Source organism: Roseibium aggregatum, assembly GCF_014692675.1.
GTDB lineage: Bacteria > Pseudomonadota > Alphaproteobacteria > Rhizobiales > Stappiaceae > Roseibium > Roseibium aggregatum_C.
Genome location: NZ_JABFCZ010000028.1, coordinates 15,930 through 40,627 on the forward strand (window position 1 = coordinate 15,930; position 24,698 = coordinate 40,627).

25 protein-coding genes are annotated in these 24,698 nt (G+C 62.8%); 16 read left to right on the plus strand and 9 right to left on the minus strand.

Annotated features, from left to right (window positions below):
- Positions 1–21 precede the first annotated feature (21 nt).
- Genes HK439_RS21900 through HK439_RS21910 form a run of 3 tightly spaced genes read left to right on the plus strand, consistent with a single transcriptional unit; the run spans position 22 to position 2,332 of the window.
- Positions 22–783 (plus strand): ABC transporter permease, encoded by a 762-nt coding sequence (locus tag HK439_RS21900; RefSeq protein ID WP_190293615.1) that lies wholly within the window; start codon positions 22–24, stop codon positions 781–783.
- Positions 770–1,570: an ABC transporter ATP-binding protein gene (locus HK439_RS21905; RefSeq protein ID WP_190293616.1), complete on the plus strand. Its 801-nt coding sequence runs from the start codon at positions 770–772 to the stop codon at positions 1,568–1,570. Before HK439_RS21900 ends, HK439_RS21905 begins: the two co-directional genes overlap by 14 nt.
- Before the next feature lie 9 nt (positions 1,571–1,579).
- Positions 1,580–2,332 carry an ABC transporter permease gene (locus HK439_RS21910; protein ID WP_190293617.1) on the plus strand — a complete coding sequence of 251 codons (753 nt, stop codon included), beginning with the start codon at positions 1,580–1,582 and terminating at the stop codon, positions 2,330–2,332.
- A gap of 23 nt (positions 2,333–2,355) precedes the next feature.
- Here HK439_RS21910 and HK439_RS21915 read toward each other — a convergent pair whose 3' ends face one another.
- Positions 2,356–3,264, minus strand: a complete 909-nt coding sequence (locus tag HK439_RS21915) for a crotonase/enoyl-CoA hydratase family protein (RefSeq protein WP_190293618.1) — start codon at positions 3,262–3,264, stop codon at positions 2,356–2,358.
- A gap of 362 nt (positions 3,265–3,626) precedes the next feature.
- Here HK439_RS21915 and HK439_RS21920 point away from each other — a divergent pair, with 362 nt between their 5' ends.
- Together HK439_RS21920 and HK439_RS21925 are read left to right on the plus strand one after the other, a co-directional pair.
- Positions 3,627–5,363: a B12-binding domain-containing radical SAM protein gene (locus tag HK439_RS21920; RefSeq protein WP_190293619.1), complete on the plus strand. Its 1,737-nt coding sequence runs from the start codon at positions 3,627–3,629 to the stop codon at positions 5,361–5,363.
- Positions 5,363–6,124, plus strand: a complete 762-nt coding sequence (locus tag HK439_RS21925) for a cytidylyltransferase domain-containing protein (RefSeq protein WP_190293620.1) — start codon at positions 5,363–5,365, stop codon at positions 6,122–6,124. Before HK439_RS21920 ends, HK439_RS21925 begins: the two co-directional genes overlap by 1 nt.
- 217 nt (positions 6,125–6,341) lie before the next feature.
- Here HK439_RS21925 and HK439_RS21930 read toward each other — a convergent pair whose 3' ends face one another.
- Positions 6,342–6,860, minus strand: a complete 519-nt coding sequence (locus HK439_RS21930; protein WP_190293621.1) for a glycine cleavage system protein R — start codon at positions 6,858–6,860, stop codon at positions 6,342–6,344.
- 95 nt (positions 6,861–6,955) lie between these two features.
- Positions 6,956–7,369 carry a carboxymuconolactone decarboxylase family protein gene (locus HK439_RS21935; protein ID WP_190293622.1) on the minus strand — a complete coding sequence of 138 codons (414 nt, stop codon included), beginning with the start codon at positions 7,367–7,369 and terminating at the stop codon, positions 6,956–6,958.
- A 401-nt stretch (positions 7,370–7,770) separates the two neighbouring features.
- Between HK439_RS21935 and HK439_RS21940 the strand changes: the two genes are divergently transcribed.
- The 8 genes from HK439_RS21940 to cobM are packed head-to-tail and all read left to right on the plus strand — an operon-like array spanning position 7,771 to position 14,559.
- Entirely contained in the window at positions 7,771–8,019 is a 249-nt protein-coding gene (locus HK439_RS21940) for a DUF6732 family protein (RefSeq protein WP_190293623.1), read from the plus strand.
- The gene (locus tag HK439_RS21945) at positions 8,016–9,146 is read left to right on the plus strand and encodes a sirohydrochlorin chelatase (RefSeq protein ID WP_190293624.1); all 1,131 of its coding nucleotides are present in this window, start codon (positions 8,016–8,018) and stop codon (positions 9,144–9,146) included. Before HK439_RS21940 ends, HK439_RS21945 begins: the two co-directional genes overlap by 4 nt.
- Positions 9,143–9,814, plus strand: coding sequence for a precorrin-8X methylmutase (locus tag HK439_RS21950; RefSeq protein ID WP_190293625.1), 672 nt, complete (start codon positions 9,143–9,145; stop codon positions 9,812–9,814). Before HK439_RS21945 ends, HK439_RS21950 begins: the two co-directional genes overlap by 4 nt.
- Complete coding sequence (locus tag HK439_RS21955; protein WP_190293626.1) at positions 9,807–10,034, plus strand: hypothetical protein; 228 nt, start codon at positions 9,807–9,809, stop codon at positions 10,032–10,034. Before HK439_RS21950 ends, HK439_RS21955 begins: the two co-directional genes overlap by 8 nt.
- Positions 10,031–11,236: a precorrin-6y C5,15-methyltransferase (decarboxylating) subunit CbiE gene (gene cbiE / locus HK439_RS21960; protein WP_190293627.1), complete on the plus strand. Its 1,206-nt coding sequence runs from the start codon at positions 10,031–10,033 to the stop codon at positions 11,234–11,236. The genes HK439_RS21955 and cbiE overlap by 4 nt, the downstream gene beginning before the upstream one ends.
- Positions 11,237–11,240: 4 nt before the next feature.
- Positions 11,241–11,966 carry a precorrin-2 C(20)-methyltransferase gene (gene cobI / locus HK439_RS21965; protein WP_190293628.1) on the plus strand — a complete coding sequence of 242 codons (726 nt, stop codon included), beginning with the start codon at positions 11,241–11,243 and terminating at the stop codon, positions 11,964–11,966.
- Complete coding sequence (cobJ, locus tag HK439_RS21970; RefSeq protein ID WP_190293629.1) at positions 11,936–13,789, plus strand: precorrin-3B C(17)-methyltransferase; 1,854 nt, start codon at positions 11,936–11,938, stop codon at positions 13,787–13,789. Before cobI ends, cobJ begins: the two co-directional genes overlap by 31 nt.
- Positions 13,786–14,559 (plus strand): precorrin-4 C(11)-methyltransferase, encoded by a 774-nt coding sequence (gene cobM / locus HK439_RS21975; protein ID WP_190293630.1) that lies wholly within the window; start codon positions 13,786–13,788, stop codon positions 14,557–14,559. Before cobJ ends, cobM begins: the two co-directional genes overlap by 4 nt.
- Before the next feature lie 24 nt (positions 14,560–14,583).
- Here cobM and HK439_RS21980 read toward each other — a convergent pair whose 3' ends face one another.
- Positions 14,584–15,210, minus strand: a complete 627-nt coding sequence (locus HK439_RS21980) for a hypothetical protein (protein WP_190293631.1) — start codon at positions 15,208–15,210, stop codon at positions 14,584–14,586.
- Positions 15,211–15,338: 128 nt separating this feature from the next.
- Here HK439_RS21980 and HK439_RS21985 point away from each other — a divergent pair, with 128 nt between their 5' ends.
- Positions 15,339–15,965 carry a class I SAM-dependent DNA methyltransferase gene (locus HK439_RS21985; RefSeq protein ID WP_190293632.1) on the plus strand — a complete coding sequence of 209 codons (627 nt, stop codon included), beginning with the start codon at positions 15,339–15,341 and terminating at the stop codon, positions 15,963–15,965.
- A 10-nt stretch (positions 15,966–15,975) separates the two neighbouring features.
- Here HK439_RS21985 and HK439_RS21990 read toward each other — a convergent pair whose 3' ends face one another.
- The 3 genes from HK439_RS21990 to cobA form a co-directional block, all read right to left on the minus strand.
- Positions 15,976–17,544: a S1 family peptidase gene (locus tag HK439_RS21990; protein WP_190293633.1), complete on the minus strand. Its 1,569-nt coding sequence runs from the start codon at positions 17,542–17,544 to the stop codon at positions 15,976–15,978.
- A 94-nt stretch (positions 17,545–17,638) separates the two neighbouring features.
- On the minus strand, positions 17,639–18,943 hold the full coding sequence (locus HK439_RS21995) for a cobyrinate a,c-diamide synthase (protein WP_190293634.1): 1,305 nt from the start codon (positions 18,941–18,943) through the stop codon (positions 17,639–17,641).
- A complete protein-coding gene (gene cobA / locus HK439_RS22000) occupies positions 18,943–19,806 on the minus strand; it encodes a uroporphyrinogen-III C-methyltransferase (protein WP_190293635.1) in 864 nt (287 codons plus the stop codon). The genes HK439_RS21995 and cobA overlap by 1 nt, the downstream gene beginning before the upstream one ends.
- A 122-nt stretch (positions 19,807–19,928) precedes the next feature.
- Between cobA and HK439_RS22005 the strand changes: the two genes are divergently transcribed.
- Both HK439_RS22005 and HK439_RS22010 read left to right on the plus strand, forming a co-directional pair.
- The gene (locus tag HK439_RS22005; RefSeq protein ID WP_190293636.1) at positions 19,929–21,023 is read left to right on the plus strand and encodes a cobalt-precorrin-5B (C(1))-methyltransferase; all 1,095 of its coding nucleotides are present in this window, start codon (positions 19,929–19,931) and stop codon (positions 21,021–21,023) included.
- Positions 21,016–21,765, plus strand: a complete 750-nt coding sequence (locus HK439_RS22010) for a cobalt-precorrin-6A reductase (protein WP_190293637.1) — start codon at positions 21,016–21,018, stop codon at positions 21,763–21,765. Before HK439_RS22005 ends, HK439_RS22010 begins: the two co-directional genes overlap by 8 nt.
- Here HK439_RS22010 and HK439_RS22015 read toward each other — a convergent pair.
- Entirely contained in the window at positions 21,758–22,549 is a 792-nt protein-coding gene (locus HK439_RS22015) for a WecB/TagA/CpsF family glycosyltransferase (RefSeq protein WP_190293638.1), read from the minus strand. The genes HK439_RS22010 and HK439_RS22015 overlap by 8 nt on opposite strands.
- Before the next feature lie 431 nt (positions 22,550–22,980).
- Entirely contained in the window at positions 22,981–24,576 is a 1,596-nt protein-coding gene (locus tag HK439_RS22020; protein ID WP_190293639.1) for a GumC family protein, read from the minus strand.
- Positions 24,577–24,698 lie beyond the last annotated feature (122 nt).

Here is a 24,698-nt window from a genome sequence, read left to right on the forward strand (position 1 = left end):
TTCTGAATGGAATGAAGACCGATGCTGAGCCGCTCGCTCTATCTGAAAATCCTGTCCGCCGTGGTCGTCTTCGGTGCCTGGGAAATTGCCGGGCGGATACCGGTCAGCTATGCCTTTCCGACCTTCCTTGAATCCATGGCCGCTCTTGGCCGCATGGCTTTCGACGGCACGCTTTACACGGCCTATGTGGAGACGCTGAAACCGCTCGTGGTCGGCGTGTCCATCTCCGCCTTCATCGGCATCGGCCTCGGGCTGTGGATCGGGCTGAGCCGGGCGTTCGACTGGCTGTTCTCGCCGATCTTCATCGTCATGCAGGCCGCGCCCCTGGCGGCGCTGATCCCGCTGCTGGTCATGGCCTACGGCATCGGACTGACGTCGAAGGTGTTCGTGGTCTGCATCATGGCCATGCCGGTCATCGTGCTGAACACGGCCGGCGCCGTTCGCAACACGCCGGTTTCGCTGAAGGAAATGGGCCGGTCGTTCCTGGGCTCCAAGTCCGACATCATTCTCAAGATCATCATCCCGTCGGCCTCGCCGGTGATCTTTTCGGGTCTTCGCCTCGGCATCTCGGCCGGTTTCATCGGAGCGATCCTGGCGGAATTGAAAATCACGCCGACAGGAGTGGGCGACATCATCACCTACAGCCGTTCGATTGCGGACTATCCCAGCATGTACGCCGCAATCTTCTCCATCATCCTGCTCGCAATTCTGTTCCTGAATCTGCTTGAGCGCGTCGAAGTCTACCTGTTTGAAGGAAATGTCCGTGGTTATGCCTCAGATTAAGGAAGTCGCCGGCCAGGCCGGAGAAAGCCCCGTGGACAATGCCGTGGTCGCGCGCGGCGTTTCCAAGACCTACGGCACGGTGGAAGCGCTCAGGAACCTGTCCCTGGAGTTTCCGCGCGGACAGCTGACGTCCCTGCTCGGCCCGTCAGGTTGCGGGAAGACGACGCTTTTGAAGATCATTGCCGGGCTTCTGGAGCCGACCTCCGGCGAAATCGAGGTCAACGGCAAGCCGGTCAAGGGGCCGGGACCGGACCGGGCCTTCGTGTTCCAGGATTTTGCCCTGATGCCCTGGGCCAGCGTGATCCGCAATGTGGCCTTCGGCCTCGAACTGCGCGGCGTCGCCAAATCCGAGCGCGAGGCGATTGCCGAGAAATACATCAGGGAAGTCGGCCTTTCCGGCTTCGAGAAGGCCTATCCGCATGAACTTTCCGGCGGCATGCGCCAGCGTGTCGGACTGGCCCGCGCGCTCTCGGTGGACGCCGACGTCCTCTTGATGGACGAACCGTTTTCGGCCGTCGACGAGCAGACCCGGCGAAAGTTCCAGGAGGACCTGCTGCGCCTCGTCGAGAACGAGAGCAAGACCTTCATCTTCGTCACTCATTCGATCGAGGAAGCGGTCTATGTGTCGGACCAGATCGCCATCCTGCTGCCGCGCCCGAGCCGGGTGTCGGAGATCATCCGTCCCGGCGGCTTCCGCCAGAAGGGCGCCGATGCCATCCGCCGGGATCCGGAGTATCTGGATATCGTCGACCGGATCTGGGCCTCCCTGCGCAGCTACGTGGACTAGGGGGACGCGATGACGGTGTTCGGTTACAGGCTGCCTGCCATGTCGTCGCTGATCCTGTGGGGGATCCTTTGGGAGATCGTCGGCCGGTCGGGCCTGACCTTCTTCATCCCGCCCCTGTCGGACGTCTTCTCCACCCTGATATCGGTGATCGGCACCAAGCCTTTCCTGAAGGCGCTCAGCGAAACGGCCTACGCCTTCAGCATGGGGGTGCTTGCGTCTATCCTGATCGGCATTCCGGTCGGCATCCTCATGGGCAAGAACCGGCTTCTGGATGAATTGCTGCTGCCCTGGGTCAACATGTTCCTGAGCGCGCCGCTGACCGCCCTGGTGCCGGTCCTGATGGTGCTGTTCGGCTTCGGCATGAAGTCGATCATCATCACCACGACGCTGTTTGCGATCTGGATCATCATCCTGAATGCGCGCGCCGGCGTCATGCAGATCAACCGCTCGCTGGTCGAGATGGCAAGATGCTATGGCGCTACGCCGCTGGTCGCCTTCTACAAGATCTATTTCTGGGCCGCGCTTCCTGAAATCCTGGCAGGCGTCCGGATCGGCGTGATCCGCGCCGTGAAGGGCGTGATCATCGGCCAGCTCCTGATTTCCATCGTCGGCTTCGGCGCCCTGTTCGAGCTATACGCCAACAACTTCCTGATGGCTCATTTCTGGGCGGTGCTCCTGGTGCTGTTCGCCCTCGCCTTCACCGTGTCGGAGATCCTCGCCTACCTGGAGCGCCGGGTGTCCTATTACGCCGCCAGCCGGTAAGACCGGAAGCCGGGGACCCGGCTTCAGTCCGGGCCTTTTCCCTTGCCTTCCATCTCGCGGATGAGCGCGCGCGCCTCGTCACCTTCGGGGATCGGGCGCCCGCTGTCGCGCCACTCGACCGCCGGTTTGAATCCCTCCGTCTGGGCGTAGCGGCGGAACCAGAGACCTTCCGGATTGTGACGGGTGATGCCGTCAAAGACGGTCGCCATGGTCTGGGACTGTTCCAGACCCATGGTCAGCATCACCTGGTTTACCACCAGCTTGTGCATGGCCAGATGTCCGCGCGGTACGCCGGCAATGCGCGCGGCGAGCTTCTGCGCCGCGGCGTCGAGATCGGAGGCGGGGACGACCACATTGGCCAGCCCCCACTCGCCGGCGGTCGTGCCGGTGATCACGTCGCCGGTGAACATCAGTTGCTTGGCGCGCGCCGGGCCGAGGCGGTAGGTCCACATCGCCGTGGTCGGACAGCCCCACACCCGTGTCGGCATGTAGCCGATCCGGGCATCTTCGGCCATGACCAGCAGGTCGCAGCAAAGCGCAATATCGCTGCCGCCGGCGACCGCGGCCCCGTGAACCTTGGCGATCGTCGGCTTGGTACAGCGCCACAGGCTCATGAAGTCTTCCGTGTTGCGCTTCATGCAGGCGTAGTCGACCATCGGGTCCCAGGGCTGGCTTTCCTGCTGGCACGGATGTTCGGCGTCATTCTCCGCGTAGGCGACGAGGTCGTAGCCGCCGCAAAATCCCTTGCCCGCGCCTTCCACGACAATGACGTGAACGTCGTCATTCTCCTGCGCCCATTCGACGGCGGCGCGGATTTCACGCGGCGTGTCGTCGGTGATGGCATTGAGCCGCTCCGGCCTGTTCAGAAGCAGCCGCGCAATGCGCGGCTCGCCCGGGTCCTGGTCGATACGTAGTGTCTTGAACTCCGGCATGGCGGTCTCCTCCCCTGTGGCCTTTTGGGTCCCATGAAAGGAGATCGGGGGACGTCCGGCAAGGTGTGTTTTCCGCCTGCTACGGCAATCTTTACAAGGCGTGATGCGGAGCACCGGGGCGCTGCCCCGGAAAAGATGCGATTAGCCGTGGATCATTTCCCGGTTTTTCCGTTGACACCTACCGCCGCTCGCAATCTGCAAGATATTATCGATTGGTTAATGACTGTCCCGGTATGAGTTGGAATGACCCGATCATACGAAACGTTCGGCGGTGAACAGAGATTGAAAGCAGATAGGGTTGCCGCATTCGGCCGGAGATGTCCGGACCACCTGTTCGCCTGGAACATCTCGGCGAGGCAGTGATGAATTTTGTCGCTCCAACAAGCTTTCCGGAAACGCTCGGGCCCAACGCGCTGAAAGGCGTGAAGGTGCTCTTTATCAACATGCCCATTCGCGAGCAGGCCCGGCCGAACAATCCGCCGGTGGGGCCCGCGCTGCTGGCAGGCCGCCTGCGCGAATACGGCGCAGAGCCCAATATCGTCGATCTCAACATCTACCGCATCCAGGATGAAGAAGCCGCCCGGCGCGGACTGGAGTTCGGCCGCTCGTTGACCTTCGCCGAGGCGCGTGCGCTGCTTGCGCGCACCCTGGACAAGATCGGCCCGCAGCATGTGATCGGCATGTCCGGCCTGATCACCACGCTGACGTGGCAGACGGAAGTGGCCAAGATCATCCGGGACCTGGATCCGGACGCCATGCTGGCCAGCGGCGGCGGCCTTGCGACCCAGTTCCGCACCACCCTCTTCGACTGGATCCCCGAACTCGACGCCGTGTCCCACAGCGAGGGCGACGACGTCATCCTGAAGATGGCGCTCGACGCCAAGACCATCCGCGATCTCGGGTTCGACCGCGCCGAAAAATCCGGCCGTCTGGCGCCCTATTTCCACGATACGAAGAACGGCCGCCCGCGGTTCTTCTATCAGGGCTACCGGACGGCGGATCTCGATGCCCTGCCGTGGCCGGCCTACGACCTTCTCAAGGAAGACGTCGACGGCTTGCCGGTGATGGAGATCTATCTGAACACGCCGGTGTGGGGCGGGTCGGCCAAGAACAGCTCAGCGACCAGCTTCGACATGCCGCGCAGCATCTCGACCATTTCCAGCCGCGGCTGCCCGTTTGCCTGCAAGTTCTGCTTCCGCGGCGGCCAGGGCGAGCGCAACTACGGTGTGCGCAGCGCGCAGAACATCGCCGACGAGTTCCTGCACTACAGGGACTGCTACGGCGTGGAGTTCATCGCCCTGCTGGACGACAATTTCATGGTGAGCCCGAAACGGATCACCGAGCTTGCCGATATCCTGGAACCCTATGCCCGCGACGGCAAGCTGCAGTGGGGCACCCACGGCCGGCTGGACGAGGCCGCCGACCTTCGTCCCGACCGCAACGGCGGCTACAAGAAGGCGGACGTGCGCCGGGTCGACGAAATGGCGCGCGCCGGCTGCGTCTATATCGGCTTCGGCGCGGAATCCGCCTCCGCCCGCACGCTCGACGCCATGGGCAAGGGCGGCTTCATGCTCTCCAACGGCATTACCAAAATCAACGGCTACGAATTCCCGCTGACCATGGTGGAAGGCATCCGCAACACCTATGCGTCCGGAATTCACGGCAACTGCACCTGGATCATGGGCTACCCGGGCGAGACCCTTCCCGATCTCCAGACCAGCATCGCCTTTATCCGCTGGCAGGAGGAGGAAATTTCCAGGGGCCTGACGCCGGGATCGGCAGAGCACACAAAGGCGCTCGCCTCGATCAACAAGGCGCTCTTCACCGCCACCGCCTATCCGGGCACGGAAATGTTCCAGGCACCGAAGGTGATGGCCTCGCTCGGTGAGGTGTTCGGCCTGACCTTCGATGCGAAGACGAAGCAGCCGGTGGCCGACGAGAACTACCGCAAATACGTGCTGGAGCTGAATGACGCGAGCAAGTTGATCGCCAACAGCGACGGCCGCCCCCTGAACTACAGCGACATGCCGGACGATCAGTTTGTTGAGGTCCGGTCGATGCTGGATGCCGGAAAACTGGACGAAGTGCTGAGCCTGTGATGAAGAAGAATATCGTCGCGATGATCCCGGCCCGGTCGGGAAGCCAGGGTCTGCCGGACAAGAACATTCAGATGCTGAACGGCATCCCCCTTGTCGCGCACAGCATCCTGCCGGCCCTCGACTGCCCGGATATTGCGGCGACCTATCTGAACAGCGACAGCCAGCAGTATCTGAATATCGGCGCCTCCTTCGGCGCGCAGACTTACTTTCGGCCGGACACGCTCGCCTGCCATGTTTCGACCATGCAGGCGGTCATCGCCGATTTCATCGAGGCGCTCAGGACAATGGGCGAGGCGGTGGACGCGGTTCTGGTGCTCTACCCGACCTATCCGTTCCGCACGGCCAAACAGCTTTCGGACATCATCGCCTTTTACAATGCGGCCGAGGACTGCAGCAGCGTCGTCGGCTTCAAGACGCCTGACACCCATCCCTTCCTGTGCGCCAACCTGTCGGACAATGGCGAGATCGCGTCTTATGTGGACTACGATCCGAACCGGTATTACCGGCGCCAGGACTATCCGGCATGCTTCGAGTTCACTGCCTGGGCGATGATCGTCAACGCCGATCACATCAATGATCTGAACGCCTACCTGATTGGCCCGGGCTCCCGCGGCTTCCGCGTGCCCGACGACGTCAAGGTGGTCGATATCGACACCATCCACGACTTCCACTACGCGGAATTCCTGGTCGAAAAAGGCTACGTCAAGGCTTATGGCGGCCAGTCCTTCGCCGGCCGTCCGCTGACGGTGAAGACCGGCTGAGCGGTTCGGACTGCTGACAAAATCCGCCCTCTCCATCGTCATCCCGGAAAAGCCGACAGGCTTTATCCGGGACCGGCGAGCCTGTGCGTTTCCTGTCAGGTTCGGACTGTCCCCTAAGACACCCCGGCTCCCCGGTCCCGGCTCTCCGCTTCGCTGCGGCCGGGATGACGCCGAAAGAAAGTCATGAATCTAGAGCTTGCTCAGCGTCGGCGAGGCTTTATTCCGCCAGATTGAGATCCGCCATCATGTCGGCGGCGGTGGCCTGAAGCGCTTCGCTCAGCTCCGTCGGCTCCATGCCGTCGGGAAGGCGCAGGTCGGCGGTGGCCTTGAACAGGCGCTCGCCCGACATGGAGCCGGCGACGACGGCCGTTTCCAGATGTTCGATGCTGACGCCATACCGCGTCAGCACATGGGTGATCTTGCGCAGGATGCCGGGGTGATCCTGTGAGACCAGGTCGAGATGGGCGGCCTTGCCGGCAGGCTGCTCGTTGCTGTGCACATCCGAGCGCAGGGTAATGGCGATCCCGTCGGTCAGCAGGCTGTCGAAATGGGCATGCAGGTTGTCGATTGCGTCGTCCTGGATCTCGACGCTGACAATCCCGGCGAACTCGCCGCCCAGGCGTGCCATCGAGCTCTCCACCCAGTTTCCACCCGCCTGCGCGATGGCATCCGCCAGACGCTCGACAAGGCCCGGACGGTCCTGTGCAATCACAGTAAAAACCAGGTGGTTCAGCATGCGCGTTCCTTTTCACGATCTACGGGTGCGAAACCGCTAACACGGCTCGGCACACTACTAGATTACCAAAATTCCTGACAGACAATGAAAGGTTGTCAATCTTTTGACGCCACCAGATCGAAGACCGGGTCCACGGGCACCTGCATGGCAGTGACCAGATGGTTGGTCTTGGCGGCCAGCGATACGATTTTCATAAGCTCTGCGTACTGGGCGTCGGTCATGCCCTTGGCCCGGGCGCTCGCCGTATGCGAGTGCACGCAATAGGAACAGGCATTGGCGACAGAAACCGCGATATAGATCATCTCCTGGGTCAGGGGGTCCAGCTCCCCGGGAGTGGCCATGACGCCCTTGACCTCTTCCCAGGTCGCCTTCAGCAGAGGCCCGTCCACGGCAAGAGCTCGCCAGAAATTGTTGATGAAGTCGGTTTTCCGGGTCGCCCGGATATCGGCGAAGACTTCTGCGACGAGACCGGACGCTTCTTCATCCGAGACAAGCTTGACGGTGGACATGAGCGTTTCCTCTGGCATTCAAATCGGTTGTCCCATTCCATCCGCCCCGCCTTCGCAGCGCAAGCCCCATGGTGCCGCGGTCTTTTGGCGCAATGCACCCTGTGGACCTTCGGCTGACAGGACGCTCTCATACTTTTTCCTGTCGGATTGACGCTTGATCCGCAAACCGCGCTCCTCTAGCTTGGCCGCCACTGGACGGCGTCCCCTGGAGGGACTGAAAGCGATTCCGGTGACGGTTGACCCATTTCGGGGACCCAGTCCGGAGCTGTCGACGTTGATACCCTGCCCGGTCCGTCGGATCGGAATATTGTGTATTTGGCGCCCGCTTTCTCCCCCCTCGCCGGACGCCAGAAAAATCACGGCTCCAACGCCGTTGCGACAAAGACGAGGGAGACTTTCCAATGTTGAAGATTGCCGGAGCCTTATCCGCAACGATCCTGCCGCTGCTGCCCTCGATTGCCCATGCCCATGGCGGTCATCTCGGCGAACTTGCCGGTCATTCCCACTGGGCGGGTGTCGCGGCCATTGCCGGGGCGGCCCTTGTCGCAGGGATCGTCGCCCTCAAGGATCGCAAGAAAAAAGACACGGCGGAAAAGCCGGATGCGGAAGCGGAGACCGCAGGTGAGACCGAGGCCGAGGCCGCACAATGACCGAAAAACTCGGACTGATGATCTGCGGCCATGGCAGCCGCAACAAGGGCGCCGTCGGGCAGTTCGCAAAGCTGGCCGAGGCGCTGAGAGAGCGCTTTCCCGACTGGCCGGTGGAATACGGCTATCTTGAATTCGCCAATCCGGTGATCAAGGACGGTCTCGACCGCCTGCGCGCCGAAGGCTGCACCCATGTGCTCGCCGTGCCGGGCATGCTCTTTGCCGCCGGCCACGCCAAGAACGACATTCCCTCCGTGCTCAACACCTATCAGGCGCAGCATCCGGAGATGAAGATTACCTACGGACGCGAACTTGCTGTCGATACGCGCATGGTGCGCGCCGCCGGCGACCGTATCCGCGAGGCGCTGGAAGCCGCCGGCGGCGACGTGGCGATGCACGACACGCTGTTGATGGTGGTCGGCCGCGGCGCCTCCGATCCGGATGCCAATTCCAACGTCACCAAGATCACCCGGCTCTTATGGGAAGGCATGGGCTTCGGCTGGGCGGAAACCTCCTATTCCGGCGTGACCTTCCCGCTGACCGGTCCGGGCCTCGAACATGCCGCGAAGCTCGGCTACAAGCGCATCGTCGTCGTCCCGTATTTCCTGTTCACAGGCGTTCTGGTGCAGCGGATCTATTCCACGACGGACGAGGTCGCGGCCAAACATCCTGAGATCGAATTCATCAAGGCCGGCTATCTGAACGACCACCCGCAGGTGATCGACACCATGGCCGACCGTGTGCAGGAAATCCTGCAGGGCGCCAACGTGATGAACTGCCAGATGTGCAAGTACCGCGAACAGGTGCTCGGCTTCGAGGCGGAGATCGGCCTGGCGCAGGAAAGCCATCACCATCACGTGGAAGGCCTGGGCGCGGAAGCGGAATGCCAGCTGTGCGAGGAATTCTGTACCGGCGCCTGCGAGGAAAAGGTTCGCGCCGCCGCCCATCATCACCATCATGATGACCACGGCCATCACCATCATCATGATCACGCGCATGGGCATGATCATCACCATGGGCACGATCATCACCATGGGCATTCCCATGAACACGGGCATGACCACCATCATCATCCCTACCCGCATGCGGACCATCCGCTCGGGCCGAAGTCGATGGAACGTAAAGGGTGAGCGAAACGGTCCCTTCCGGTCCGCTCTATACTTATGAGCACGACCCTTCGGCGATCTACCGGCAGTCGTTTTCGACCGTGCGCGCGGAGGCGGCTCTCGACCGGCTGCCCGCGGCCATGGAACCGGTTGCGATCCGACTGATCCATGCCTGCGGCATGACGGATATCGTGACGGACCTTATGTTTTCAGACGGTGCCGTCCAGGCGGGCCGCGAAGCGCTGGTGAAGGGCGCACCCCTATTCACCGACGTGGAAATGGTCGCCCATGGCATCATCCGCTCGCGACTGCCGGCGAAGAACGACGTGCTGTGCACCCTGAACGACGCGCGCGTTCCGAGCCTTGCCAAAGACCTCGGCACGACACGATCGGCGGCGGCGGTGGAGCTGTGGCGGGACCGGCTCGAAGGCGCTGTCGTCGCCATCGGCAACGCGCCGACCGCGCTGTTTCACCTGTTGGAGACTATTGCCGCCGGCGGGCCGAAACCGGCCATCGTCCTCGGTTTTCCGGTCGGTTTCGTCGGTGCGGCGGAATCCAAGCAGGCGCTCGCCGAAAACCCGTTCTCTCTCCCCTATATCGCGCTGAACGGCCGGCGTGGCGGCTCGGCCATGGCGGCGGCCGCCGTCAATGCGCTTGCCGCCGGTCTGCCGGAGGAGACCGCCGGTGCCTGACGACAACAAAAAGCCCGGGCTGAAGTCCTCCACCAGGAAGCCGCAGCTGCGCTCCTACGGGTTTCTGTCCCATGGCGGCAACCCGGACCCGGATGACAAGAACGCCAGCAAGCCCGCCCGCTCTCGCGGCATGCTTTCTCACGGCGCCGTCAACGAACGCACGCCCCGCGAACTGGACCCGCCGAAGCCGCGGCGACCCTACCGGCGGAAAGACACATGACGACGCGCTGGCTCACACTGATCGGCATCGGCGAGGACGGCTTTCTTCCCGAGGCTGCCCGGCGGCTTCTCGCGGAGGCGGAGGTCGTCTACGGCAGCGCGCGACATTTCGAGCTGGTCGATGATTTAGCCGGCAAACAAAAGGCATGGCCGAGCCCGTTTTCGGCTGTCTATAACGAGCTGAACGATTTGCGCGGGCGCCCCGTCGCCGTGCTCGCCACCGGCGATCCGCAGTGGTACGGTATCGGCTCGACGCTTGCCCGAAAGTTTGCCGCGGAAGAGATTCGTGTCGTGCCCGCGCCGTCGGCGTTCCAGCTTGCGGCCGCCCGCATCGGCTGGGCGCTGCAGGATGTAGAGGCGATTTCTCTGCACGGCCGGCCGGTCGAAACCCTGAACGGGTTCCTCTATCCGGGCGCGAAAATCATTGCCCTGACAAGCAACGGCGAAACGCCGAAAACCGTCGCGGATAGTCTCGCAAGCCTCGGCTACGGCCGGTCGCGCATGACCGTGCTGGAACATATGGGCGGCGAAAAGGAACGCATCGTCTCCGGCAGCGCGGACGACTGGTGCGAGACAGTTGCCGATTTCAACACGCTGGCGCTCGAGATCGTCGCCGATCCGGGCACTGCCTTCCGGCCCCGCGTTCCGGGCCTTGCCGACGACGCCTTCGTGCATGACGGCAAGATGACCAAGCGCGAGGTCCGTTCGATCACGCTTGCCCACCTCATGCCCTATTCCGGCGCGCTGCTCTGGGACATCGGCCTCGGCTGCGGCTCTATCGCGATTGAGTGGATGCGCGCTGCCCGGGGCGCTAAGGCCATCGGCCTGGAGCCGAATGCGGATCGACGCGGAATGGCTTCCGAGAACGCACTCGCCCTCGGCGTTCCGGGTCTCGAGATCCGCGACGCGACGGCACCTGACGGCCTGAGTGGTTTACCCGCGCCGGATGCGATCTTCATCGGCGGCGGGCTGACGGCGGACGGCATTGTCGATGCCTGTCACGACGCGCTTAAAGATGGCGGACGACTGGTCGCCAACGCGGTGACGCTGGAGGGTGAAGCCGTGCTGCTCGATGCCCATCGGCGTCTCGGCGGCGGTCTCACCCGGATTTCCTTGGAACGGGCCGGTGCCGTCGGCGGGCTGACCGGCTGGCGACCGCTGATGCCGGTCACCCAATGGCACCTGATCAAGGGAGCTCAATAACACCATGGCAGGAACTCTCTACGGGGTCGGGCTCGGCCCCGGCGATCCGGAGCTTCTGACGCTGAAGGCTCACCGGCTGATCTCGACGGCGAAGGTGATTTCCTATCCGGCACCCGACACCGGCACGAGTTTCGCCCGCGCCATTGCCGCAGGCTATTTTCCGGACGGTGTCCGGGAAATCCCTGTGGTCATCCCGATGCGGGAAAGCCGGTTTCCGGCGAAGGAAATCTACGACCGGGCGGCGGAGGACATCGCCGACGTGCTCGAGACCGGCACCGATGTCATCACCCTGTGCGAGGGCGACCCGTTCTTCTACGGCTCCTACATGTATGTGTTCGAACGGCTGTCGGAGCGCTACCCGACCGTGATCGTGCCGGGCGTCACCTCTCTGACCGCCTGCGCGGCGGCGCTCAGGCGTCCGCTGACCAGCCGGACCGACGTGCTCACCGTCATCCCGGGCACCCTGCCCGACGACGACATCCGTGCCCGGATCGACAGCGCCCAGTCGATCGCCATCATGAAGGTCGGCCGGCATGTCGGTCGCCTGCGGGCCCTGCTCGATGACCTCGGCCTGACTGCACAGGCGGGTTATGTGGAGCGTGCCAGCCTCGACGAACAGAAGGTGCTGCCCCTTGCCGACTTCACCGGCGACAAGGCGCCTTATTTTTCCATGATCCTCATTTACAAGGGAGACGAAGCGTGGACGCTTCCCCCATCGTTCTCGTCCTGAACTCCGCCGGTCTTGAAGCCGCAAAGCGCATCGAGACAGGTCTTCCCGGCTCCGCGATCCACGGGCTTGCCGGCCGGATCAGCGAAGCGGATACGCTGTTCAGCGAAACCATCGCTCATATCCGCATGCTGTTTTCCGCAGGGCATCCCATTGTTGGCGTCTGCGCCAGCGGCATCCTGATCCGCGCGCTCGCACCGCTTTTGTCCGACAAGCGTGCCGAGCCGCCGGTGCTGGCGGTGTCAGAAGACGGTAAGAGCGTCGTGCCGCTTCTCGGCGGCCACCACGGCGCCAACGATCTCGCGCGCCGGGTCGCGAAGCTACTCGACGGCCATGCTGCCGTGACGACCGCCGGCGACACCGCGCTCGGCATCGCGCTGGACGCCCCGCCGAAGGGCTGGCGCCTCGCCAACCCGCAAGATGCCAAGCCGGTAATGGCCGAACTGCTTTCCGAAGCCGCGGTACGCATCGAAGGCAAGGCCGACTGGCTGGACCAGGCCGCGCTTTCGACAAGCAACGAGGCGGCGATCACTCTTGCCGTGACCGAGAAACCGGATCCGGGTTCGCCGACACGGCTGGTTTTCCATCCGCAGACCCACGTGGTCGGCGTCGGCTGTGCAAGGGGCTGCGACGCGCAGGAACTGATCGGCCTTGTCGACACCGCGCTTCGACAGGCGAACATTGCGCCGGGCAGCGTTGCCTGTGTAACCAGTCTCGATCTCAAGGCGGACGAGCCGGCCATGGCCGCGCTTGCAGAGCATCTGGACGTGCCGTTCCGGGTCTTTGCCGCAGCGCAGCTGGAACGGGAAACGCCCCGGCTGAAAAACCCTTCCGATGTCGTCTTCGAAGAAGTCGGCTGTCACGGCGTCTCCGAAGGCGCCGCCCTTGCCGGGGCCGGGACCGACGGCGCGCTGGTAGTTGAGAAACAGAAGACCGCCAACGCGACCGTCGCCATTGCCAGGGCGTTGCAGCCGGTCGACCCGGATCAGGTCGGCCGCGCGCGCGGACATCTTTCCGTCATCGGCATCGGGCCGGGCCAGGATGCATGGCGCACGCCTGAGGCAACACGTCTTCTGGCGCAAGCAGACGAGGTCGTCGGCTACTCGCTCTACCTCGACATCGTCGCGCCCCACATCAAAGGCAAGACCCGCCACGACTTCCCCCTCGGCAAGGAGGAAGACCGGGTGCGTTTTGCGCTGGAACGAGCCGGCGAAGGTCGCAACGTTGCGCTGGTGTCCTCAGGCGATGCCGGCATCTACGCCATGGGCGCGCTGGTCTACGAACTGCTCGACAGGGATACGGACAACGGCGGTGTCTCCGATGCCGCAAAACGCGTCAGCCTCGTCAACGCACCGGGGATTTCCGCGCTACAGGCAGCCTCTGCCCGCATCGGTGCGCCGCTGGGGCATGATTTCTGCGCCATTTCCCTTTCCGATCTGCTCACCCCCTGGGAGGCGATCGAAAAGCGGCTCAAGGCGGCCGCCGAGGGAGACTTCGTGGTCGCCTTCTACAATCCGGTTTCCAAACGGCGCCGGTCGCAGCTTGCCACCGCACGCGAGATCCTGCTGACGCACCGGCCCGCCGACACGCCGGTGGTGCTCGGTGTCAATCTCGGACGCCCGGAGGAAACGCTCAGGGTCACCACCCTCGGCGCGCTGACGGTGGATGAGGTCGACATGCTGACCACGGTGCTGGTCGGGTCCTCCAACAGCCGGGCGGTCCTGCGCGGTGACGGCAGACCCTTCGTCTATACGCCGCGCGGTTACGCCAAGCGGATCGATGCGCCCAAAGAAAACGCACAAGAAAAAACAGGAGAAACGGCATGACGGTCTATTTCATCGGCGCAGGACCCGGCGATCCGGACCTGATCACCGTGCGCGGGTTGAAGCTGATCCAGTCCTGCCCGGTCTGTCTTTATGCGGGCTCGCTGGTGCCGGAGGAAATCGTCGCCGCGGCGCCGAGCGACGCGCGCGTAATCGACACCGCCCCGATGACGCTCGACGACATCATTGCCGAGATCGAAGTTGCCCATGGCAATGGGGTCGACGTCGCCCGCGTTCATTCCGGCGATCCGTCGATCTACGGCGCGACCGCGGAGCAGATGCGCCGGCTGGATGCGCTCGGCATCCCTTATGAGGTTATCCCGGGCGTGCCGGCCTTTGCAGCCGCCGCCGCCGCGCTCAAGACCGAGCTCACCATTCCGGAAGTGGCCCAGACGATCATCGTCACCCGCACCACGATGAAATCCTCCGCCATGCCTAACAACGAGGATCTGGAAACCCTCGGCCGGAGCGGCGCGACCCTTGCCATTCACCTTTCGATCCGCAACCTGCGCGAAATCGAGCGCAAGCTGGCGCCGCTTTACGGGCCCGACTGCCCGGTGATCGTCGCCTATCGCGTCGGCTGGCCGGATCAGGCCTTCATCCACGGCACGCTTTCGACCATCGCGGACGAGGTGCGCAAGGCGAAGATCACCCGCACCGCGCTGATCTTCGTCGGCCACGCCTTGAAGCCCGCTCAGGACTTCCGCGATTCCGCCCTTTACGACGCCGATCACGTGCATGTGCTGCGGCCGAAGAGGAAGGCGAAAGGCTGACCACCCGGCCGAGAAACGATTTCGCTACCACCAGCAGAGCCGGCGGCTTTCCTTTGCCAACGGCTTCAGCCCCGCCGTGGGAAATTCCATTTCCAGAATATCGCCGGTCATCGTCTTCATGCGAACGATCAGCTTTTTGCTGTTCATGAGATTGAAAGCCAGGGCCCTGGTAATATTCGGGAACATCACCTTGAAGGGCAACGGCATATCTTCCGGAACATTAAAATCTTCGGACAGATAGGCACGTACCGTGGCGGGCGAAGTGAGCGGGAGTTCCCGGAAAATGTCATCGTCCAGCTTATAGGTCGCGGTATGGTCCTGTTGCGTGTTCAGTATCGCCTCGGCAGGAGGCATGATCGACACTGACAAATCATGATTTGACGCGACACAATATAAACTCAGACCGGCGGGTGACTTGAGAAGCTCAGTCTTATCGGAATATTTTTCAAATATTCTGCCCCTCCCCTCCGAATAGAAGGAAATCGATCCTGTTTTTCCCGCCTTCTCGCTGCGGAATACCTGCCAGTTAAGTGAGTGTGTTATTGAAGTCCCGGTTTTTTGACCATCCGACAGAGCGCTCGCGGGCATTGAGAGCATCCCCCAGAAAAAGAAACAAGAAAGGAGATGCCCAAGAAAGCCCGATAATTGCATTCGCTCTATCTTCCTGCTGTCAAATTACTTGAATAAAAAGCCGGCCGAATTTTCCATCGCTCACGAATTTGCAATCGACAGCATAGTCCGACTAGGTTTCAGAAAACAAATCCAACGGACGTTTTATTGTGTCACCGGAAAACCCGCTTCTGCTGCGCGCCATTTCGCTTGGCGGTAACAAGAATAAAATCATAGAGTTCTACGACGACTGGGCAGACACCTATGACACCGACATGATCGACACGATCGGGTATGTCGGCCATATCATTACCGCAGAGGCGCTTGCCGCCCTTGTGTCCGACGGCGCGGAAATTCTGGATGCCGGCTGCGGGACCGGGCTGGTCGCGGTCGAGCTGAAGAAGCGCAACGTCAGTCTGCGGATCGACGGGATCGACCTGACCCAAGGCATGCTCGACGAAGCAGCGGAGACACATGCCTACCGCGAACTCATCGTCGGCGACCTGATGGGAAAGCTCGATTTTTCCGACAATTCCTACGACGGCATCGTCAGCGCCGGTGTCTACACCAACGGCCATGTGGGCCCGACCGGTCTCGATGAACTGGTTCGTGTCGCAAAGCCCGGCGCACCGATTGTCCTCACGGTCAGAGACACCGCCTGGGAGGCGGATGGTTTCAGGACCTATATCGACGACCTCGCGGCAAAGGGGTTGATCAGGATCCGCGAGATCAGGCACAGCCCCTATCACGGCAACGAGGGTATCTTCTGCCAGCTCTGCATTCTGGAAGCCGTTTAAGCCACAGGGGTCAATTCACCGGTTTGCCTTGAAGCAGCTTCTGCAGTTCCGATGCGGGAACCGCCAGATTGGAACCGCCGTATTCGGGTAATATCGCCGACTGGATGGCGATGACCCGGCCGTGGCTGTCGAGGACGGGGCCGCCGCTACCGCCATGGGTCGTTTCCGCGTCGAAGACCAGGGCGGACGGGGTCATCTGGGCAACAATGCCGCGGCTGGCCAGCGGCTTGATATAGCCTGCTTTCGCCAACTGGGCGGATATCTGCCAGAAGCCGATCTCCTCGGTTTCCTGCAGGGACTTGATGAACGCCACTCCCGACTGGGCAAGCATGGAGCGCAGGCCGGCGGGGTAGCCCATGGCGATCACATCCTCGCCGACCGCCGGCGGGGCTTCGGCGATTTCCAGCCCGGGAACGGCAGGCGCTTCGCCCTTTACCGTCATCAGAGCAATATCCGCGTCGTCGCTTGCAGCTTCCAGCGCGACCTCCACCGGATCCGGTACGCCGGGGATATAGGCGATGAATTTCAGCATGACCGGCTCAAGCCCCACGATCGCCGCGGCCTTGGCGGCTGCGTCATGTTCCCAGGGAAAGACGACATGCCGATTGGTCGCAATCAGACCGGATCCGGAAATGAAAAATCCGGTTCCGACGATCTGACGCTCCGCGACCGGCCCCTTGCCCTCCAGCGACAACAGCGGATTGCCCGTCGGCCCGACCAGCGCCTTCCCCTCCTCATTGACGACCTTGCGCAACATGCGTCCCGAGGCCTGATCGCGCAGACCGAAGGCGCATTGCAAAAACACCACGGAGGACGAGGATCGGGCAACGATATGCGCGCCGGCCTGCCAGCGCTGTTCCAGCTCCTCCAGCCGCTTGACCTGCGCGGTAAACTGGCGGCCGACATCCTGGCGCAACAGGGAAAGATCCTCCGGCCCGAGCGCCTCCTCGCGGGCCACCGCCAGAGCGGCTGCGACCGCGTCGAGGCGCTGCTGGCCGGCCGCCACGGTTTCTTCCAGATCGCGGATCAGACGGCTCTGCTGCCAGGCGATCGCGGCGATCGCCAGGACGGCGACAACGATCGTGATGCGGAAGAGCACGGTGGTCCGCATGGCCAGCTCACTGGCGAGTTGCGACAGGGCCGTCAGGGTGCGTCGAAAAAACGGCCGCCGGCTGACACGGAAATAGGCCAGGGCATCCTTGAAGATATCCGGGATCGGGCGATGAAGGGGATGCGTTTCATCGATGATTTCGAACCGCGACAGCGGACCGTCCTCGCCGAATTCGATCATGTCGCGATGGGACAGCTGCTTTTCCTGTGCCGGCGCGCGGTTGACCCAGATAGTCCCGCCGCCGCATGGCTCGACAAGATAGGTGCCGCCTGTCCGCCGGAAACGGGCCCGGCAGGCCGGCGCCGGCCCGCCGTCCGGCTCGCCGACGATCCGGATCTCGCCGGTCGGCTTCAGGATCACGTCATGCTGGCCGAGACTGAGCCAGGACGTCCGCCCGCGCGAAGGTCCCGTCAGATGATGAAGCGCGGCGATCGCCGGCGGCTCTTCCAGGTCAGCGTCATCGTTCATGTTTCAGGTCTGATCCCCCTGACGGATCATCCCGAAACAAGCCGGACAAGTAAACCGTCTTGTCTCTGGTGCTGGCAGGGTATGCGATTGCCAATCAGCGCACACCGATCACGTGGGCGAAAGAACCCATGACCGATCCGATGCGAAGCCCCATGTCGGCAACGGCGGCGCCCACCGCGTCGGCGGCCGCAAACAGCCGCTCCGCAGCTCCTTCGCGCAGGGTCGTCGCGTAGTGAAATTCATGGGCCGCAAGTTCGCACGGCCATGGCAGGGCCGAACGGGGGGAAAGCACCCGGTAGCCGAGGTGGCGCTTTCTGTCCGCAAAGCTCGTCTCGAGCGGCAGGAGACCCAGCATCTGGTGGGCCACGCCTTGCGCGTCGACCAGCCCCTCGCCCAGGGCCATGTAGCCGCCGCACTCGCCGTAGATCAGGGTGCCGCGTGCCGCAGCCTCCCGCATGGCCTTGCGGAACGTGCCGGCCGCGGCAAGGGGTCCGGCATGGAGTTCCGGGTAACCGCCGGGCAGGAAAATGGCGTCGGCAGCCGGGTCCGGCTGTTCGTCGGCAAGCGGTGAAAAGAAGCTCAGGTCTGCTCCTGCCCGCCGCCAACCGTCCAGGATATGAGAATAGGAAAAGGCGAAGGCGACGTCGCGGGCAACCGCGATCCGCTGGCCAAGGGGCGGCAGGACCGCGGCAGGTGCGCGAGGCGGCGCGAGCGGAGTGGCCAGACCGGCCAGCGCGTCCAGATCGATCAGCTGCGCGCACAGAGCCGCTGCCTGTTCCAGAAAGGTGTCGAGATCGGCGTGTTCTTCCGCCTGCACAAGCCCCAGATGGCGCTCCGGCAGAACCAGATCATCCATCCTCGGCAACGCCCCGAGGACGGATACCGGGAGCGGTACCAAGGCATCGCGCAGCATCTTTTCGTGGCGCGCACTGCCCACCTTGTTGAGGATCACGCCTGCAACCGCCATATCCTCCCGGTAGGTCCGAAAGCCGTTGACGAGGGCCGCAACCGACTGGGCCTGCTTGCTGCAGTCGACCACCAGGACGACCGGCACGCCGAGGCAGGTTGCGAGATCCGCCGCCGATCCCTTGCCGGTCGCCGCCCCATCGAAGAGACCCATGGCGCCTTCCACGATCAGGAGATCGGCAGCTTCCGCGTGAGAGCTCCCGAGCGCGCGGACCGTTTCCGGCGTCATCGCCCAGGCATCGAGATTGATGCAGGTCCGGCCGCTCGCCGCCTCATGGAATTTCGGATCGATATAATCCGGCCCCGACTTGGCGGAGACGATTTCCCGGCCGGCGTTCTTTAATGCCCGAAGCAGGGCGAGCGTCACGGTCGTCTTGCCCGCCCCCGACTGGGGTGCGGCGATCAGGAGGCCTTTGGTATGAGTCCCCGCCATTATCCGGCGTCGGACGACCGGGCCTTCGACAGCCCGAGCGGGTCGGCATCCAGCAGACGGCCTGTGAGCGCGCCCATCCAGTCGAGACCGGCCCGCAGGCGCACCACCTCGCCGACACAGACGACCGCCGGAGGCTCCAGGTTTGCGGCGGCCGCATCCGCGGCACAGCGACCCAGCGTCGTCTCCAGAACCTGTTGCCCGGCTAAAGACGCATTGCACACAATGCCCACAGGCTCATCCACAGACCGTCCACCGGTTATCAGTTTGCCGGCTATGGTTTCCAGGTGTTTCATTGCCATGTACATGACGATCACCGGAGAGCCCGCGGCGATGCCTTCCCAGTTGATCGCATCCGGCGTCAGTCCGGTCTGGTCGTGACCGGTCAGGAAGGTCACCGCCTGATTGGTGTCGCGGTGGGTCGCCGGAATGCCCGCATAGGCCAGACCGCCGATGCCGGCCGTGATGCCGGGAATGATCCGGAAGGAAATACCGGCGCCGACGAGCCCGAGCGCTTCCTCGCCGCCGCGGCCAAAGACAAAGGGATCGCCGCCCTTCAGGCGTAGCACCCGCTGTCCCGTTTTCGCATAGTCAATCAGCTTCAGCGTGATGTCGCGCTGCTTCGGGCTCGGTTTACCGCCGCGCTTGCCGGCATATTCCAGGCGGGCTTCGGGCCTTGCCCAGGACAGGATGCGCTCATCCACGAGCGCATCATAGACAATTACATCGGCCTGCCGGAGGCCGTTCAGGGCATGGAGCGTCAGCAGGCCCGGATCCCCCGGCCCCGCGCCAGCGAGCCAGACCCAGCCCGGTTCGAATGCGGGCAGTTTTCCCGGCAGGTTGGCTATTTCTGTTTCCGTCGACATGATCCCGTTCTATCCGGCCTTGCCGGGAACGCCAAGCGCTATGGCAACCTGAATGCGCGCGCATGCGACATGGGCCGTAAATGACCGGTGCCTCAGTTGAAATTCACGCTATAAAGGCAGCCATGAGCGGAGCCGAACCTCAACATCTCAGACGCGGCTGGACAACAGGCGCCTGTGCCACAGGTGCTGTCAAGGCGGCCTTCACAGCACTCGCCACAGGCGATTTTCCAGACCCTGTGGATATTTCGCTCCCCAGGGGCGGCGCCACCTCGTTTGCGCTGGCCCGCCATGCGCTGAACAAGGGGTCCGCCTCCGCCGCAATCATCAAGGATGCCGGAGACGATCCGGACGTCACGCATGGCGCGCTTGTCAGTGCGACGGTCCGGCCCTTGCCCTCGGGCAGCGGTATCGTGTTCAAGGCAGGCGAAGGGGTCGGTACCGTGACCCGTCCCGGCCTGCCGATACCGCCCGGCGAACCGGCGATCAATCCGGTGCCGCGGGAGATGATGCGCCAGGCGATCGCGGAAGTCTCCGAACTGACCGGCCTTGCCGGAGACGTGGAAATCGAAATCTCCATCGACGGCGGCGAGGAGCTGGCAAAGAAGACCCTGAACGGCAGGCTCGGCATTGTCGGCGGCCTGTCGGTGCTCGGCACCACCGGCATCGTGCGGCCATTCTCCTGTGCCGCCTGGATTGCCTCGATCCACAGAGGCATCGATGTCGCCCGGGCGACGGGCATGACCCATGTGGTCGGCGCAACCGGCTCCACTTCTGAAGGCGCGGTGCGGGCCCGCTATGATCTGGACGAAGCCGCCTATCTCGACATGGGCGACTTTGCCGGCGGGTTATTGAAATACCTGCGCGCGCATCCAGTCGCCCGGCTGACCCTTGCCGGGGGCTTTGCCAAGTTCACCAAGCTGGCGCAGGGCGCACTCGACCTGCATTCGGCCCGCAGCCGGGTCGACTTCGCCTTCCTTGCGGATCTATTGGCGGACCAGGGCGCACCGCAGCCACTGTGCGACGCCGCACTCCACGCGAATACCGCCAAGGAGGTGCTGGACCTGTCGCTGGAAAGCGGGATCGATCTGAGCACGCCATTGGCGCACAGGACGAAGGCCGCCGTTCTGGAGATCCTGCGCGGCGCGCCGGTCGAGGTGGAAGTGCTGATCGTTGACCGCGACGGCCATGTGACCGGGGAAACCGGCTGGGATGAGTGAGCGACATCATATTCTCATCCTTGCGGGAACGCCCGAGGCCAGACAACTGGCGCGCGCGCTCGCAGACCGGTTTCCCGATGTCAGGCTGACGGCGTCCTTTGCCGGCGCGGTGTCGGATATTCCCGATCCCGGCATTCCGGCGAGAACCGGCGGCTTCGGCGGCGTGGAAGGCCTCGCCGCATTCATCGAACAGGAACAGGTGACCCTGGTCATCGACGCCACTCATCCCTTCGCGGAGCAGATCAGCAGGAACGCCGTGCAAGCCGCAAAGGCCGGGGGCGTGCCTCTGATCCGGTTCGAACGGCCGGAATGGGAACCGGAACCGGGCGAACGATGGGAACGTGTTTCAAGCCTCGCGGAGGCCGCCGAAAGGCTCCCGTCTGAGGCGCGCGTCTTTCTGGCAATCGGCCGCAAGGAAATCGCAGCCTTCAGCCATCGAAGTGATCTTTTCGCCGTGGCGCGGATGATCGAGCCGCCGGATGTTCCCCTTCCCGGTCACTGGCATCTGGAACTGAGCCGGCCCGCACAAACCGTGGAGGCGGAGGAGGATCTTCTGCGCACGCACCGGATCACCCATCTGGTTTCGAAGAACAGCGGGGGCAGCCTGTCCCACGGCAAGATCGAGGCGGCAAGACGCTTGCGGATTCCGGTGATCATGATCGACCGGCCGGCACCGGCCGGTGCACAGACCCGCAGCGATATCGAAGATGTCCTGCGCCTTGTCGCGCAGACCGTCACTTAGAGCTTGAGGACGCCTTGCCGGATCGTTTCAGGCCGTGGATCTTGTAGAAGAACCTGGGAATGCCGATCAGGTAGCGTTTCGAGAGCCGCCGCGGTTCCTGCAGCAGCCGGAACAGCCACTCCAGGCCGATGTTCTGGATCGGTTTGGGCGCGCGGATGACGGCACCGGACATGAAGTCGAACAGGGCACCGACACCGATCGCGACGGTGGCGCCCGTCCGATCCGCGTGCTGCGCAATGAAGCGTTCCTGGCGCGGATTTCCCATGCCTACCAGGAGCAGATCGGGGTTTGCCGCTTTCACCATCTCGCAGATCTCTTCCGCATCGCCAAGATCAAAATAGCCGTTACGGAACCCGACGATTGAATGGTGCGGATAGGTTTCGGCTATATGCGCCTTGGCCGCCCGGACCTGTTCCTCGGCCGCTCCGAGCAGATAAATCCGCAACGGGACGCCGATTTCCGCCAGGATCGCGGGAACGAGGTCGGTTCCGTTGAGGTTGTCGGGAAAGCCCTTGCCGTGAATGATCTTGCTGGCCAGTTCGGTGCCCAGACCGTCATTGAACAGCGTCAGTGACTGGAGGGTTTCGGCATAACCGGGATCATCGAGCGCGGAGAGGATCGTGTGAGCATTGCAGATGGCAATGTCCATGCGCTGACGCGAAAGCACCGCGGTGCGGACCAGGTCGATCGCCTCGTCCCGCTCCATGCGCAATATACTCAGCGGACCGATTTCCGCCGTATCGATCTCCCGTATGAAGTCGATGTCCTGATTTCGTGCCAGCATCGGATTGCTCAGACCCTTAAACGATTATTATTCCGCATTCGGATAGGCCGTTTTACGGAGGGTAATGTAGTCCTTTTTTCTAAAAACTGAATAAATTTCGCTTGTCGAAACATTATTAGGTTAACCAGCACCTAAACGATACATAGGCAAAATCTTAATTTTACGCAATGTAAACCATGCTTACTAAGAGGCCGCCTATATTGCTTGAGATTCAAAGCTTTTTCCAAGCGAAAGCATTCGGAATCTTTTGCCCACCGTCCTCAATTTGGGAGCGGTTAACCAAGCCGCGTCACCCTGTCGGAAGTCTCTCCGCGGTGCGTTTGTGCCAGCAATAAAGTTCAAGAACAGTTTCGGGAAGCCAAACAGCCGCAGACAGGGATCGAAAAAAGCCCGAGCCGTTGTCGAACACCGGCCGATCCCGGGTGCACAATTCAGCTGTAGCCGTTCGGGGCGAAATAGGAGCGGACGAGAGGGTGCCGTACCAGTCTGCGCATGATCGCGAAGAACAGACCTGCACCGAAACCGAAAAACGCCCCGCCGATGACGCCGGCGACCAGAAGCACGGACCGGCCGGGGCCGTTGGCCCTTGTGGGCGGCTCCGCCTTTTCGATCACCCGGACATTGCTTTGGGTTATATTGCGCTCTTCATTCGTCTCGCGGGTCTTTTTCAGGACGGCCTCGTAGATATTGCGCGCGGCGGTGGCCTGAAGTTCCAGGTTGTTGAGTTCGGCCTGGTTCGACGTGTTGCTCAGCTTGAGGGCCTTCTGCGCGGCCAGCTCCTTGGCGATGTCCTGTTCGGCCTTTTTCGCCTGGGACAGTTCCGTTTGCGCGACCGACGCAATCCGCTTCAGTTCCTTGTTGATTTCCGCTCGCAGTCCATCGAGCGAGGCCTTTGCGGCCGTCAGGGACGGATGGCGGCTTCCAAGCTGGCTTTCCAGCCTGCCGAGATTAGAGGCCGCCACGGCATATTGGCGGCGCAAATCGACAAGGGTGGCCGATGTCACTTCGCTGTCGCTCATGCCGGCGACCGCGTCCGCAAGGCTGAGTCGCTTTGCGGCATCGACCTTCGCCATCGCCTCGATGGTTTTCTGCTGGGCTTCGACCAGGGCGTCATTGAGCGCCGCCAGCCGGCTTTCCGAAATAAGGTCCCCCTTGGCGGTGACCATGTCGTTCTTTGCGCGGTAATCGTCCACCGCCGTTTCAGCCGCATGCACCTTTTTGCTCAGGTCGACGAGCCGCTGGTCGAGAGCCGTGTTGATCCCGGAATAGAGTTCGGAAACGGACTTGTTCTCATAGTCCAGGAAGGACGTGACGATGGCGTTGGCGATTTCCGCCGATTTCGCCGGCTCATGCGTCGTGACATTCAGCGCAACGATATAGGAATTGTCGTCGCGCAACGTGGTCACGGCTTTCTTCAGCGACGAGGCGACCGCATAGGGCGCTGCAGATCCGGCATCGGCGCCTGCGAATTCCGGATCGTTTGTGAGCGAGAGCTTTTCGACCACATTCTGCAGCACCGCATTGGACGTCAGGATCCGGATCTGGCTGTTGATGAAGGCGGCCGCCGACTGGGCTGTTGCCGAACTCTGCGACTGGCCGTCGAAGTTGAACTGGATCTGCATCGGATCGAAATAGAGGCTCGACTGGGCCGTATATTTGCGTGACAGCATCAGCGTTGCCGCCCCGCCGCCGATCATTCCGAGCAGCAGCAACAAGGCGATGAGACGCCGGCTGTCATAAGCGGCGCGGACCACAGAACGGATATCGAGAAGCGGTTCGTCCGGGCTGATTGCGGGCACGTAACGGTAGCCGCCATTCCTGCTCCTTGCCGGATAGGAGATGTATTCCGGTTCGACCACCGGACTGCTTCGGCGGAAAAACGGCAGCAGCTTGCGGGTGATGCTTTCCCGGCGGCGGGACCGGTCCCGGCCCTTCTGTCGCGGGTTGCGTCCGTCCTGCGGCTTCAGGGATTCGTTGCGCGCGCGCGCAATTGCGACAAGCTTTTCCTGGGGCAGCCGCGCAGGCACGCGCCGGCGCGGTCTTTCGGGCGCCGGATAGGGGGACCTGCGGCCTGAAGAATATTCCCACTCAGGAGGATCCCATTCATCGTCATACCGGCTCATCGGGTACCCGTACGCCTTTACGCAAC